This is a genomic window from Flavobacterium panacis, assembly GCF_024649945.1.
Lineage (GTDB): Bacteria > Bacteroidota > Bacteroidia > Flavobacteriales > Flavobacteriaceae > Flavobacterium > Flavobacterium panacis.
The window spans coordinates 56,333-69,719 of the sequence record NZ_JANKMS010000018.1 but is presented as its reverse complement, the minus strand read 5'-3'; the positions used below and the strand labels follow the sequence as shown (position 1 = coordinate 69,719).

Genomic DNA, 13,387 nt, shown 5'->3' with positions numbered 1-13,387 from the left:
TTTGTTACTTTGTTACTTTGTTACTTTGTTACTTTGTTACTTTGTTACTTTGTTACTTTGTTACTTTGTTACTTTGTCTCTCTGCAACTTTGAGCCTTAGTTTGACTCAACGTAACTTTTAAAATTATCCAAAATAGCCTGCCAGCCTGCTTTTTGCATTTCTTCTGGATTTTGAGTTTCAGGATCAAAACTTTCAACGATTTCAACTCCGTCTGCAGTTTCTGCAAAAGTAATTTCTACCTTTCTTCCATCTCCCATGACATACGAAAGTGCTTCGTTTGGTTTCACTAAAGTAAATTCACCTCCAAAATCAAAACTCATACTTCCGTCTTTTGCCGCCATAGTCGATTTGAATTTCCCTCCTTCTCTTAAATCGGCTTCTGCGTAAGGCGTGTGCCAGTCTGGAGAAGCAAAGCTCCATTTTGTAATATGTTCTGGAGTGTTCCAAAAATTCCAAACTTTTTCTAAAGATGCATTTACTGTATTCTTTATTGTTACCATATTATATTCTTTAATAATTTAATTATTGCTATTAGATTTCACTTGGCATTTCATTCGGAATCTGGCTTTCATTCATATAAAACACTTCCCAATGATGTCCATCTAAATCTAAAAATGTTCTTTGATACATCCATCCATAATCTTTCGCTTCCTGATAATCTGTTCCGCCAGCTTTTACTGCTTTCTCAATTATCTCGTCTACTTTCTCACGCGATTCCATAGAAAGAGAAATAAGAACTTCACTTGTCGTTTTAGAATCACAAATTTGTTTTGGAGTAAAGGTTTGATAAAACGCTTCAACCAAAATCATTACATAGATATTTTTGTCGATAACGATGCAAGCTCCTTGTTCATTTGTAAATTTTGGATTCGTCGGAAATCCCAATTCATTAAAAAAGGATATTGCTCGCTTTAAATCTTTTACTGCAAGATTTAAGAAAATTTTTGTTTCCATAATATATAAAGTTACAATTATTTAGAAACAAATTTAAAATTTCACAATTTGCTTTTAGATACATTAAAAGTCAATTTTAGGGGCATTTGAGACAAATTGCGTATTTTTGTTCAGAACTGATTTTCTAAAAACCACAAACCTCATGAGCACCAAACTAGCTTTAATTGTACCTCACGACTTTAAATTACTAAGTATAGCAGCCATTCTGGAGGTATTTGAAACCACAAATAAACTTTCTCCTTCAACAGAAAAACCATTCGAAATCATGATTTTTCAATCGAAAGAGCAAACCGATCAGGGAAGTTTATTCGGTTATAAAAGTCATTCTATAGAAACCTCCGATATAAATCCAGACCTTATTTTGATTCCGGCGTTTACGACTGACAATATGAGCGAAATGATTAAAAAGAATAGAAATTTCATTCCGTGGTTACAAAAACAACATCAAGCTGGAGCAGAATTAGCTAGTTTCTGTACAGGCGCTTTCTTGTTTGCCGCTTCTGGTTTATTAAACGAAAAATTAGCTACCACACATGTCGACGCCTGCAGCGCTTTTACCAAAGCTTTTCCAATGGTGAAATTAAAAGCCGAAGAAACCCTAACAGCAGATGGAAGTTTATATACCAGTGGAGGATCAACTTCAACTTTTCATTTACTGATTCTTTTGGTTCAGAAATTCTGTGGTAACGAAATGGCAGTCAAAATTGCTAAAATCTTTTCTATTGACTTAAACCGTTACAAGCAAAGTTACTTCAGTACTTTCAGACCGAACCATTTACACAATGATTCTTTGGTTGCTCTATTACAGCAAAAAATTGAAAGCCAATATCATTCTATCGAAAAACTAGAAGAAATCACCAAAGATATTCCCACAAGCGCTAGAAATATGACGCGTCGTTTTAAACAAGTAACAGGAATTCCACCAATCGAATATCTTCAGAATATAAGAGTCGAAAGTTCAAAGAAATACTTAGAACAAACTCAACTTTCTATTTCAGAAATTATCGAAAAAACGGGCTACAACGATCCAAAAGCTTTTAGAAAAGTATTTTATAAAATGGTTGGCATGAAACCTGTTGAATATCGAGAGAAGTTTCGAGTTCAATAACTTTCAGGAGCAGAACGATTTAATTATAAAAAAACGACTGGTCCTGCTCTTCACTATATCTTTTGTGGTGAACCCCACCACAAAAGGATACCGTTTCGATCAGGGCTATGATTGAAGAATCATTTTCAAAACCTCAAAAATTAAGACTTAATAATCCACATCAAGACTTTTTTATTGGTTTTCAAAAGTTCGTCGATTTCTTTCATGCTTTCGTTTGAAACTGCGGGACAACCCCAGCCTTCTGGTGTTCCTTCTGGATACACTTCGTTATCTGAAATAGCTTCCCAGGAATGCAGCACAATTGCACGGTTTCTTGCATTCGAATTGGTTTTATCTTTTCCTTGCAAGATATAATTCACTTTTATTCCCCACTGACTTACACCACGATCTAAAATCACGTATTTACCAACAGAAGAACAATGTGAATCAAATTCGTTACTAATTTGCGGTTTCTCTTTAGAAGAAGTCCTTCCCCATTGATTATCACCACAACCGTGACTTACCATATAGGCTTTTGAGATTTCTTTCTTTTTAAAATCGTAAATAAAAAATCTTTTATAACCGGAATGAACGCCAAGATCAATTAATATAAATTTGTTTTGATTGAGTTTATTTGCTTTACAGTATTCTTCAGCCTCTTTATAATAATCGTTATAATTGATTTCAAATCGAGGTTTTTCTGTTGAAACTACTTCACTTTTAAGTTTGTTTTCAGAAACAGTCGTTGGTTTGTTTTCTTTATTACAAGAAAATCCAAAAACACAAAGTAGAATTAAATAGTTCTTAATTACCATGCCCGTCTCGATGAATTATTTGATTATTGTAAAAAGCATTAAACATTTTAAATTCTCCTAAATAGGAATCTTGAAAACTAATATCATCAAACTTGTCATTCAAAATTTGTCTTGGAAATTTGGAATAAAATAACTTATTTTCAACTATATCTTCTACTTCTAAAACCAAATCTTTAATTTTTCGTGAATCGAAATTTTCCTTTTCCAATTCTTGAATTCTTGACCGTGGAATAACCATTTGGTTTTTATGAATTATGATATCGATTACGTAATACGGAACCAAAACACTCATATATAAAGTTATAGAACATAGTTCTCCTCCTTCAATAACATTTAGAAAAAATGTGTAACAACGATCTTCCCAATCCAATCTTGAGAAATCTTGAAAATCTTTTAGAACTGGATCTTTATCAAATTCTGCTTTAATATTATTTCGAATTTCCTCACTATCATCTGAATCAAAATATTTTATTAATGCTTTTAATCTTTTATATTCTACGGTTTCTAAATACAATTCTTTCTGAGTCCATGGACATACATTTTTTGGATAATATAAATATGCTAAATTTTTTAAGACTTCGGTTATCATACTTTACAGTAAAAGATTTTAAAAATCAAATATATCGCTTTAAACAAAGAAAGAAAATTATTACTTAAATATTTGACATAAAAAAAACCTGCTCAAATAAATGAACAGGTTTTATAATTGAACTTTGTTAAACTTTAAGAAGCAATTTCCATACGCTTCAATAAGTTTTTACTCAAAGTATGTTCTGCATATTCTTTGTCAATTGTCAGACTTGTGTCGTCTGAAGTTGGCAGTTCGTACATCGCATCTGTCAGGATCGCTTCGCATAACGAACGTAATCCACGAGCACCTAATTTGTATTCTAAAGCTTTATCTACAATAAAATCTAAAGCTTCGTCTGTAATTGTAAATTCAACATCATCCATTAAGAATAATTTCTGATATTGTTTAATCAATGCATTTTTAGGCTGTGTTAAAATCGCACGAAGTGTTTCTTTATCTAAAGGATCCATGTGCGTTAAAACTGGCAAACGACCAATAATCTCTGGAATCAATCCAAAATCTTTAATGTCTTTTGGAATAATATATTGTAACAAATTGTCTTTGTCGATATTGTCTACATTTTTAGAAGTTGAATATCCAACCGCCTGACGGTTTAAACGTTTTGAAATAATACGCTCAACCCCATCAAAAGCTCCTCCTGCAATAAACAAGATGTTTTGAGTATTTACCTCAACAAATTTTTGATCTGGATGTTTACGTCCTCCTTTTGGTGGTACGTTTACAACCGTTCCTTCTAATAATTTCAATAATGCCTGTTGAACACCTTCTCCAGAAACATCACGTGTAATTGAAGGGTTATCGCTCTTACGAGCAATTTTATCAATTTCGTCAATAAATACAATTCCTCTTTCTGCTTTTGCTACGTCATAATCTGCAGCTTGAAGCAAACGAGTTAAAATACTTTCAACGTCTTCTCCTACGTAACCTGCCTCTGTCAATACTGTTGCATCAACAATTGCCAATGGAACGTCTAACATTTTAGCAATTGTTTTTGCTACTAATGTTTTTCCTGTTCCAGTTTGTCCCACCATGATGATGTTACTTTTTTCAATCTCAACCTCATCGTCCAATTGCTGTTGCATTAAACGTTTGTAGTGATTGTAAACCGCAACCGACATCACTTTTTTAGTCTGATCTTGACCAATAACGTATTGATCTAAGAAAGCTCTGATTTCTTTTGGTTTCTTTAAAATTAAGTCCCCAACTAGTTTTGCGCTTCCGCTAGATTTTAATTCTTCTAATACAATTCCGTGTGCCTGCTCAATACATTTATCACAAATGTGCGCATTGATTCCAGCAATCAATAAATTAGTTTCTGGCTTTTTTCTTCCACAAAACGAACATTCTAATACTACTTTTGCCATTCTTTATTTAAGTTACTAAGCTGCAAAGATACTAAGTTTCTAAGCTTTTTAACCTAAAACTTAAAAACTTAACTTCTTTACAGCTTAATATTTTGTTTTATTTATGAATTTTAAATTACAAAGAATACTTAGAAACTTAGTATCTCAGCAACTTAGAAGCTTAAGAAAATTATCCTCTTCTTAATACTTCATCAATCATTCCGTACTCTTTTGCTTCGTCAGCTTTCATCCAGTAATCACGCTCACTGTCTTTGTGAACTCTTTCGAAAGATTGTCCAGAGTGGTGTGAAATGATGTTGTATAACTCATCTTTTAATTTCAACATCTCACGTAAGTTGATTTCCATATCTGTTGCAACACCTTGTGCTCCTCCAGATGGCTGGTGAATCATTACTCTTGAGTGAGGTAATGCAGAACGTTTCCCTGCTGCACCTGCACATAATAAAACCGCTCCCATAGAAGCTGCCATTCCTGTACAGATTGTAGCCACGTCTGGTTTGATGTACTGCATAGTATCGTAAATTCCTAAACCTGCATAAACACTTCCTCCAGGAGAGTTTAAGTAAATTTGAATATCTTTTGATGCATCAGCGCTTTCTAAGAATAACAACTGAGCTTGAACGATGTTTGCGATTTGATCATCGATACCTGTTCCTAAAAAGATAATTCTGTCCATCATTAATCTAGAGAATACATCTAATTGAGAAATATTCAACTGACGCTCTTCAATAATATATGGAGTCATGTTTGTTGGTGTCATCGCAGCAACGATTTTATCGTAATACATTGCGTTTACCCCTTGGTGCTTTGTAGCAAATTTTTTGAATTCTTTACCGTAGTTCATATGTATCTGTTCTAAGTTTACTTTATTTAATGTATATATTCTCCATCAAAGGTTGTACCTCTTTCTAAAGAATGTCAATTTGTCTTATTTCTAGCCCAGATAGTAGTGAAAAGCTTTTTGAAATGACAACTATTTTTTGTTGGTAGAAAAAAGCGACCAACGGAAGCTCTTTTTATGCCTTACAAAAAAAGGCGGTAATGAAAAAACTTGTAACGAATAGCTGGATTAGCTCCTGAAAAGTAATCAAAAAATAAATTAAAACAAAAGAGCGTCAGAAAAAAATCCTGACGCTCTAATATACTTGTTTCTTTAGAAATTATTCTCCGTAAGAAGCAGCAATAAATTCTTCGTAAGTAACCTCTTTAGTTGTTGGGTTAGCTTTTTCTTTGAAGATATCTAACATTTTAGCTGCTACAACTTGCTCAGAAAGTCTTTTTACTTCTTCTTGGTTAGATAAAACTCTAGCCACGATTCCTTGAACTTCTTCGTCAGTTGGGTTTGTTTGACCAAATTGAGCCATTTGTTGTCTGATAGCGCCTGATGTAAACTCTTTCAAATCTTCAAATGTAATTTGGATATTGCTTTGCGCTAATGCTTTTCCTTCGATTAATTGAAAACGTAAACCTTTTTCAGATCTTGCGTATTCAACTTCAGCTTCTTCTGGAGTTAATTTTTTCTCTCCAACAGTTTGTAACCATTTTTTCAAGAATTCAGCTGGTAAATCGAATTTTGTGTTTTCGATCAAGAAATCTTGAACATCTAATAATAATTTTTGGTCTGCTTGTTGAGCGAATTGAGATTCAGCATCTTCTTTAATTTTAGCTTTTAAATCTTCTAAAGAAGCTACTTTACCTTCACCAAAAAGTTTGTCAAATAATTCTTGGTTTAATTCAGCTGGCTCAGAACCGTTGATAGCTTCGATTGTGAAGTTTACTTCAACATCTAAACCGTGAACACCTTCGTGACCTACTTTTAAGTAATCCATTAATTGGTGATCATCTTCGAATAAACCTTTTGTGCTTACTGTAACAACATCTCCAACTTTTTTACCTACGAATTGTTTTCCAGCTTTTTTGCTGAATGCGCTAACTGCAATTGTAGTTGTATTGTTGATTCCGTTTTCTTCGCTTGAGAAAGTTCCAGTTAAATCTGAATCAGCTTCAACTTTATCTTGAGGAATTGCTTTTCCAAATTGTTTTTGGATACGCTCTACTTGTCCGTCAATTAATTTGTCGTCAGCAGTAACGATATATTTTACGATATTATTTTTAGCTTCAAGATCAATTTCGAAGTTTGGCACTAAACCAATTTCATATTCGAAAGTCAATTCTTCAGCATCCCAGTTAAAGTTTTCGTTTACTTTAGCAAGAGGAGTTCCTAAAAGATTTAATCTTTCAGATTGAATATAACGCTCCAAAGCCAAATCAACTACTTTTTTAATCTCTTCTTGTTTAATACCTTTTCCGTATTGCTTTTCAACAAGATCTTTAGGCACAGCCCCTTTTCTAAATCCCTTAACTTGAGCTAAAGGCATTTTTTCGTTAATTCTTTTTGCTACTTGACCTTTATAATCCATATGAACAACGTTCATAACAATTGTCTCGTTTACAGCGTCTATTGCTACTCTTTTAATATCCATCTTCTTCTTTAATTTACATAATAAAATTGGGTTGCAAAATTATAAAATTTTTGCAACCCAACCAAGTTTTTAATCTATTGTATTTGAAGCAGTTTTAATCTACTCAATTTGTTTTATTTATCGTCTCCCAGTATTTTATAAGTGATTGATTGCAGAACAGACAAAATAACACTAAAAATTAATGCCGTCAAGAAAGAGTCGACTGCGAAACCACCAACAATTTTAGTACAAGCCAAAATCATTAAAGCATTTATGACCAACAAAAACAAACCTAAAGTAACAATGGTTACTGGCAGAGTCAACAACACCAGAATTGGTTTTATAAAGATATTCAGCAATCCTAAAACTATTGCAACAATAACAGCTGTACCAAAACTAGCAACATGAACACCTGTTAAAAGGTTTGATAATAACAAAACTAAAGCAGCTGTGACAAGGAGTCTAAGTAATAATTTCATGGTTTTTCAGGTTTTAATTTTATTTAAAAGTAGTAAAATTTTATCAAAGCTGATTTATTCCTTCAAAAACTCTGTTGTCAATTCGAAAAACATTTTAGGATTTTCAGCATGAAGCCAATGTCCTGCATTTGGAATGGTTTCTAATTTTAAATTTGGAAAATGCAGGCGAATTGAATCTAGATCTTCATCCTGAATGTAACCAGAACTTCCTCCTCTTATAAATAAAGTAGGATTATTAAAAACTAAACCTTCTGCCAAAGGTTTTCCAATCGCATCAAGATTATTATTGAAGGCTTCTAAATTAAATCGGAAAGCCAATTGTCCTGGTTCCTTCCAATATAAATTCTTTAATAAAAACTGACGAGTTCCAAAATCAGAAACATATTGCGAAACAATTTCTTCAACATCATTTCGGCTTGGTTTTACTGAAAAATCGACTGCATTTAATCCCGCCAAAATATCCTGATGGTGTTGTTTATAGAATTTTGGACCAATATCTGCCACAATTAATTTGTCTACAATTTCTGGATGTGTCGTAGCAAAAAGCATAGCTACTTTTCCTCCCATTGAATGTCCCAGCATATCAATTCTTTTCAAATTATTAGCTTGGCAATATTCGTAAACATCTTGAACCATTGCCTCATAACTCCATTCATCTGAATGGAAACTGCGCCCGTGGTTTCTTAAATCTAAAATATGAACCTGAAATCCGGCTTCTACATATTGTCCAGCTAAAGTTTTCCAGTTGTCAGACATTCCGAGAAATCCGTGCATGATGACAAATGGTTTTCCTTCGCCTTCTATTTTTGAATAAAGCATTCTTATTTTGTTTTTGTATTGTCTCGCAAATTTAAACAAAACTTAGCTATTAATCTCTTAGAGAATAAGTTTGATATTCAATTTTAATTCAAAAAAATTAACCGAAAAAATTTTACATATTTACGGTTTCCCGTAAGTAATCCACAATTTGAAACTGTACTTTCGCACAACAAAAATCAAAACAAAAATTGATTTCAAATCCAAATTTAATTAAATACCACATCTATGATTAAAAAATTCCTCCTACTATCATTGGTAGCTTCACAGCTTATGGTTTCATGTTCTAGTGATGACAGCGACAAAACAGAAACAGAACAAACTTTTGAAGAACAAATTGCAGACTTATTAAAAAAGCCTTATTCAAGTCTTACTCCTTCTCAGCAAAAAACTAAATTAGAAGTTGAAGCTAATGAGATGTTAACTCAATTAGACAAAACTAAAAGTTCTGGTGCGATTGAAGCCTTCGAAAATTTAGCAAGATTGTTAGGCGTTAACGAAATTGATATTTTTGCTGGAAAAAATGGAAATAAAGCAGAAGACATTTTAAACATTTCTGGTGTTTACGGTATATATACTTGGAACAACACTAATCAAGTTTGGGTTAAAACTGCTTCGACTACAGAATTAAAATTTGTTTTCCCTGCTAAAAAATCGCAAACAACAAACAATACAGTTTTTACTTCAAAAGGAGTTTCATCAGATATCAAAGTAAAATATTATGACAGTTATGTTTACACTCCTAACGTCGGAGGTAAAGAGATTTACGATTCTATTTTTCTTCCAACTTCATCAGATGCTGTCTTAACTATAGATAATGTACAAGCTGCAACTTTTGCATTAACAGCAAAATATGTTAACGGAAAAGAAATTCCAACAGAATCTACTATTAAATTGACCTTAAACGATGGTTATGTTTGGGAAATGAGCAGTTTAAAAGCCTCAACAAATACAGGTAAAGCAGCTCTTACTTTCAATGGAAAAACTTTAATTGATTTTTACGGAGGAAGCAATTCTGAAATTGATAAATTATTAGACGACAAAGAGCTTATTCAGTACAGAGGAAAAGCAAATGGTTTGTTTAAATTAATGGACAATTTTGTAATTGTAGCCGATATGGATTTAGCTACTTCAGCTGCAGATGATATTGCATCAGAGAAAAGTTTAACGTATCCTAATTACCTTAACAACTCTGATCCTAAAAGTGACTACAAAGCCTATTATACAGCTGTAAATGCATACAACAAAAAGTATAGTGAAGCAAGTGTTTCTAATTTCAACAAAAACTTTAAACTTATTTTAGTTTCTAAAAAAGACGGCACCAAAATCGCTGAGATTATTCAACACTCTCAAAAAGAAGAATCTTCAAGATGGGATACATTTAACTTACCAATATGGGACGCAAACAACAAATACTGGGTATCGTATAGTGACAAAGGAGAACCGTTTACAGCATTATATTACAGTGAAGTTCTTTACTTAAAATTCAACGATAATACAGAAGTAGAAATGAGCGTTTATTTCTCTGAAGGATTTGAGAAATTTGAAGCTAAATTTGAAGATTACATCAAATCTTTTGAAAAAAAATAACTTTTAGAATTTAATTTTAAAGCCGATTTGAATAATTCAAATCGGCTTTATTTTTTGGGAGGCGTTTTTACAATTAGGGTACTTTGACCATATCCTGCCCAAATTCCGATTCCTCCTTTTATATTGGACTTTAAACTGATATTAGCTGGATAAATTGGATTTTGACTATTCACAATTTCATTCTGCCAACTGTTCCAAAAATCTAAAGATTCTTTTGTCTGAGTTCTTAATTTCACATGAATTAGATCTCCATCTGCAAAATAAGGTGTGAATTTTGTTTTAGGAAAAAGTATAACTCCTCTATTTATCTGTATCGAAACTGATGACTCCTGAAAATTTTTATCATCTAAGTTTCCATAGAAAGCGGGCACAAAAATAGGTTCTTCGCCATCAATCTTTGTTGCAATTTGATAATAATTTTTTTCTGCTATCGGATCATCAAATTTCACAAAAATATAACCTGTTGTATCTGTTTCTTTTTTCTTGAGATATTCAGCGCTTTTTAATTGGACCGATTTAGGAATTGAAGTTACAGCCTCAATTACGCGATTTAAATATTCTACTTTTATTTTATACTCTTTTCCTGATTCCCCTTTTAAAGTTGAACCGAAATATACAAAAGGCGGCACTCTGTTTTTATCGTTTTTAACTCGTAAAACTTCAGAAGTTGTTCCATCAGAAATTGTAATTTTTGCCGACCTAATGACATGATTTAAAACATTAGTCGAATCTATAACATCTGTCACCGGAATACTAGTCGAAAGCAGAACATTAGCATAATCGCCTTCCTCAATCCAACCTTCTACTACTATTTTAGATTCCAGACTTTTCTCCATTTTGAAATCATCATTGAAACAACTAATCACAATCAAACCTAAAAGAAAAAATAGATACTTTTTCATATTTCTTAAAATTTAAATCGCCAGCTAATCGACGGCAGTATTCTGTACAATATTTTCTCTTCCTTTTTTACCACTACTTTATCTTTATTCTCATTTACTTCAACATCCAAAACCACATAAATTGGGTTTCCGATGTTAAAAGTATTATAAATTGAAAAATTTAAAGCACTTTCTTTTTTAGCTGTTTTTATAAAAAAATAATTAGCAGAAATGTCTGTTCGAATATAATTAGGCATCTGGGCATTATTATATCCTGAATATTCTTTAACGGGATTATTATTAATGAAATACCAAGAAGTTGGCATTGTAAAACGATTTCCGGAACTAAATACCTGAGTCAGTCCGAAATTCCATTTGGAGTTCAAATCATACATCCCAACAAGAGAAAGATTATGTCGCCTGTCATATTTTGCGAAATACGTTTTCCCATTATTCAATTCATCAAAATTTCGATCAGACCAACTTAAGGTGTAACTCAACCAACCACTAAATTTGCCATTGCTTTTTTTAAGCATTGCTTCAAGACCGTAGGCCTTTCCTTCTCCAACATACAAATCATTTTTGAAAGTTGTAATTTCATTAAACTGAGTCACCCCATAAGGATATTCAAGTAAATTTTTCATAGAACGATAAAACCCTCCTAAAGAAGTAGTCCAGTTTCTGGAAAGATTTTGATTGGAACCAATGGCAAACTCGTTAGAAGATTGAGGTTTGATTCCATCAGAACTTGCGATCCAGAAATCTGTTGGAATTCCGACACTTGATGTTGTTATCAAACTCAAATATTGATATTGCTTATTATATGATGCATAAAATGAATATTTTTCATTTGCTGAATAATGCAACACAACACGGGGCTGAAAATGCAAATATGAATCTGATCCAGAAGAATAATAGTTAACCCTCATTCCTAAATCGGCAGTTAGGTTTTCAAATAACTTTGGCTTTGCTGTGGTAAAAAAAGCAGCTTCATTTGCATTGATGATACTTTGAGAATTAGAATCAATTGTTGCAAAGTTTTCTACATTCACTTTTTGAGGTTGCAAATTATGATAAACATATTGTAGACCTGATTCAAACGGAATATTTTTAATAGAATATCGGATAGAGTTCATAAATCCAACATCTTTAACATATGAAGAAACATTAAACTTAATTGTTGCTTGCTCCATACTTAAATCATTAGAATAATGACTAAAATAGAAAGCGTTTATCATATTTACTTTAGAAGAAATTGATGTCATCAAAGATGGAGAAACAGCAAAATTACTCCATTTCAAACTCGTTCGAAGTGCCAAATTCTCATCTTTAACTTTCAACTCATCACCACTGATAAATGCATCTACAGCAAACAAATTATTTTTAGAAAATTGAGATAAAAAAGTAAAATTACCATCAGAAAAACCATATTTCATATCTTTTACATCACTGCTTTCTGATCCTGATTTCAAGATTGGGCCGACAATTTCATCGATATACGTTTTTCTTCCTGAAATATAAAATCCAGTTTTATTAGTAAGAGGAACCGCAAAACTTAATTGTGAAGCCAAAATTCCGACATTACCCTGAATATTAAATTCAGATGGCAGTTTCCTATTTGAATTCAAAAGTGTTGTAGAACTCAATCTTCCGCCATATTTTGCATTAGAACTTGATTTATCAAATTCAACCTCTTTAATATGATCCGCATTGTAAAACGGAAAAATCCCTAACAAATGAGACATTCCATAAATGGGCGTATTATTGTATAAGATTGCATTATGCCCTGGATCACCTCCGCGTACATAAAAGTAACCATTTGCATCTCCTGAGTTTTGCACTCCAGGCGTAAGTTGTAAAATTTTTATTATATCAGTGGTCCCTAAGACCGTAGGAACTGAAGACAATTCTTTTAAGTTAAATCCTAATTTCCCTCCCTTGAGATCTTTGATTCCATTTTTTTTATCATTAGAAATCACTACTTCTTTTAGAAGTGACACATCTTTATTTAAAACAATAGAAAGTATGGTGTCTTTTTTGAAATCAAATTGAATATTTTCTTGAATATAACCTGATTGACTGATGAGGATTTTTACCTGCCCAAGAGGAATGTCTGCAGAAAAATCACCTAGATTATTGGTTAAAGAAAAAGTTTCAAAATCGGTAGTAATAAAAGAAATATTTACTCCACTTAAATTTTCATTTTCAGAAGATTTTACATGACCAGAAATAATTGCCTTTGATTGTGCAAAGCCAATAGAAAAACAAAGAAAAAACAGGAAATTAACTATCTTCAACACTTAATTTTAATAAGAAAAATGCGAAAATAAACAATTATAACCCAAT

At 32.3% G+C, this 13,387-nt stretch carries 13 protein-coding genes; 2 read left to right on the top strand and 11 right to left on the bottom strand.

Annotation, left to right across the window (positions count from 1 at the left end):
• Nucleotides 1–96 precede the first annotated feature (96 nt).
• Together NQQ59_RS24400 and NQQ59_RS24395 are read right to left on the bottom strand one after the other, a co-directional pair.
• On the bottom strand, nucleotides 97–501 hold the full coding sequence (locus tag NQQ59_RS24400; RefSeq protein ID WP_144215412.1) for an SRPBCC family protein: 405 nt from the start codon (nucleotides 499–501) through the stop codon (nucleotides 97–99).
• A gap of 31 nt (nucleotides 502–532) precedes the next feature.
• Nucleotides 533–955 (bottom strand): VOC family protein, encoded by a 423-nt coding sequence (locus NQQ59_RS24395; RefSeq protein WP_144215413.1) that lies wholly within the window; start codon nucleotides 953–955, stop codon nucleotides 533–535.
• A 142-nt stretch (nucleotides 956–1,097) separates the two neighbouring features.
• On the opposite strand from NQQ59_RS24395, the gene NQQ59_RS24390 reads away from it, so the two are divergent.
• Entirely contained in the window at nucleotides 1,098–2,063 is a 966-nt protein-coding gene (locus NQQ59_RS24390) for a GlxA family transcriptional regulator (protein ID WP_144215414.1), read from the top strand.
• Nucleotides 2,064–2,203: 140 nt separating this feature from the next.
• Here the strand turns inward: NQQ59_RS24390 and NQQ59_RS24385 are convergent, their stop codons facing one another.
• The 7 genes from NQQ59_RS24385 to NQQ59_RS24355 form a co-directional block, all read right to left on the bottom strand.
• Complete coding sequence (locus NQQ59_RS24385; RefSeq protein WP_257698461.1) at nucleotides 2,204–2,857, bottom strand: murein L,D-transpeptidase catalytic domain family protein; 654 nt, start codon at nucleotides 2,855–2,857, stop codon at nucleotides 2,204–2,206.
• Nucleotides 2,847–3,446, bottom strand: coding sequence for a hypothetical protein (locus tag NQQ59_RS24380; RefSeq protein WP_144215415.1), 600 nt, complete (start codon nucleotides 3,444–3,446; stop codon nucleotides 2,847–2,849). The genes NQQ59_RS24385 and NQQ59_RS24380 overlap by 11 nt, the downstream gene beginning before the upstream one ends.
• A gap of 134 nt (nucleotides 3,447–3,580) precedes the next feature.
• Nucleotides 3,581–4,813: an ATP-dependent Clp protease ATP-binding subunit ClpX gene (gene clpX, locus NQQ59_RS24375; protein ID WP_144215416.1), complete on the bottom strand. Its 1,233-nt coding sequence runs from the start codon at nucleotides 4,811–4,813 to the stop codon at nucleotides 3,581–3,583.
• A gap of 169 nt (nucleotides 4,814–4,982) precedes the next feature.
• Nucleotides 4,983–5,657, bottom strand: a complete 675-nt coding sequence (gene clpP / locus NQQ59_RS24370; RefSeq protein WP_144215417.1) for an ATP-dependent Clp endopeptidase proteolytic subunit ClpP — start codon at nucleotides 5,655–5,657, stop codon at nucleotides 4,983–4,985.
• Nucleotides 5,658–5,973: 316 nt separating this feature from the next.
• Nucleotides 5,974–7,296 carry a trigger factor gene (locus tag NQQ59_RS24365; protein ID WP_144215418.1) on the bottom strand — a complete coding sequence of 441 codons (1,323 nt, stop codon included), beginning with the start codon at nucleotides 7,294–7,296 and terminating at the stop codon, nucleotides 5,974–5,976.
• Between the two features lie 113 nt (nucleotides 7,297–7,409).
• A complete protein-coding gene (locus NQQ59_RS24360) occupies nucleotides 7,410–7,754 on the bottom strand; it encodes a phage holin family protein (protein WP_144215419.1) in 345 nt (114 codons plus the stop codon).
• A gap of 54 nt (nucleotides 7,755–7,808) precedes the next feature.
• Nucleotides 7,809–8,573 carry an alpha/beta fold hydrolase gene (locus tag NQQ59_RS24355; RefSeq protein ID WP_144215420.1) on the bottom strand — a complete coding sequence of 255 codons (765 nt, stop codon included), beginning with the start codon at nucleotides 8,571–8,573 and terminating at the stop codon, nucleotides 7,809–7,811.
• Nucleotides 8,574–8,798: 225 nt separating this feature from the next.
• On the opposite strand from NQQ59_RS24355, the gene NQQ59_RS24350 reads away from it, so the two are divergent.
• Nucleotides 8,799–10,160 carry a hypothetical protein gene (locus NQQ59_RS24350; protein ID WP_144215421.1) on the top strand — a complete coding sequence of 454 codons (1,362 nt, stop codon included), beginning with the start codon at nucleotides 8,799–8,801 and terminating at the stop codon, nucleotides 10,158–10,160.
• A 47-nt stretch (nucleotides 10,161–10,207) separates the two neighbouring features.
• Here NQQ59_RS24350 and NQQ59_RS24345 read toward each other — a convergent pair whose 3' ends face one another.
• Both NQQ59_RS24345 and NQQ59_RS24340 read right to left on the bottom strand, forming a co-directional pair.
• Nucleotides 10,208–11,062, bottom strand: coding sequence for a DUF4249 domain-containing protein (locus tag NQQ59_RS24345; RefSeq protein WP_144215422.1), 855 nt, complete (start codon nucleotides 11,060–11,062; stop codon nucleotides 10,208–10,210).
• 5 nt (nucleotides 11,063–11,067) lie between these two features.
• Nucleotides 11,068–13,341, bottom strand: a complete 2,274-nt coding sequence (locus NQQ59_RS24340) for a TonB-dependent receptor plug domain-containing protein (protein ID WP_144215423.1) — start codon at nucleotides 13,339–13,341, stop codon at nucleotides 11,068–11,070.
• Nucleotides 13,342–13,387: the final 46 nt, after the last annotated feature.

Bases quoted from the DNA above. Each gene is read 5' to 3' on its own strand.
- clpX (WP_144215416.1), bottom strand. From the start codon at position 4,813: ATGGCAAAAGTAGTATTAGAATGTTCGTTTTGTGGAAGAAAAAAGCCA.
- NQQ59_RS24345 (WP_144215422.1), bottom strand. From the start codon at position 11,062: ATGAAAAAGTATCTATTTTTTCTTTTAGGTTTGATTGTGATTAGTTGT.
- NQQ59_RS24395 (WP_144215413.1), bottom strand. From the start codon at position 955: ATGGAAACAAAAATTTTCTTAAATCTTGCAGTAAAAGATTTAAAGCGA.
- NQQ59_RS24400 (WP_144215412.1), bottom strand. From the start codon at position 501: ATGGTAACAATAAAGAATACAGTAAATGCATCTTTAGAAAAAGTTTGG.
- NQQ59_RS24355 (WP_144215420.1), bottom strand. From the start codon at position 8,573: ATGCTTTATTCAAAAATAGAAGGCGAAGGAAAACCATTTGTCATCATG.
- NQQ59_RS24390 (WP_144215414.1), top strand. From the start codon at position 1,098: ATGAGCACCAAACTAGCTTTAATTGTACCTCACGACTTTAAATTACTA.
- NQQ59_RS24350 (WP_144215421.1), top strand. From the start codon at position 8,799: ATGATTAAAAAATTCCTCCTACTATCATTGGTAGCTTCACAGCTTATG.
- clpP (WP_144215417.1), bottom strand. From the start codon at position 5,657: ATGAACTACGGTAAAGAATTCAAAAAATTTGCTACAAAGCACCAAGGG.
- NQQ59_RS24360 (WP_144215419.1), bottom strand. From the start codon at position 7,754: ATGAAATTATTACTTAGACTCCTTGTCACAGCTGCTTTAGTTTTGTTA.
- NQQ59_RS24385 (WP_257698461.1), bottom strand. From the start codon at position 2,857: ATGGTAATTAAGAACTATTTAATTCTACTTTGTGTTTTTGGATTTTCT.
- NQQ59_RS24380 (WP_144215415.1), bottom strand. From the start codon at position 3,446: ATGATAACCGAAGTCTTAAAAAATTTAGCATATTTATATTATCCAAAA.
- NQQ59_RS24365 (WP_144215418.1), bottom strand. From the start codon at position 7,296: ATGGATATTAAAAGAGTAGCAATAGACGCTGTAAACGAGACAATTGTT.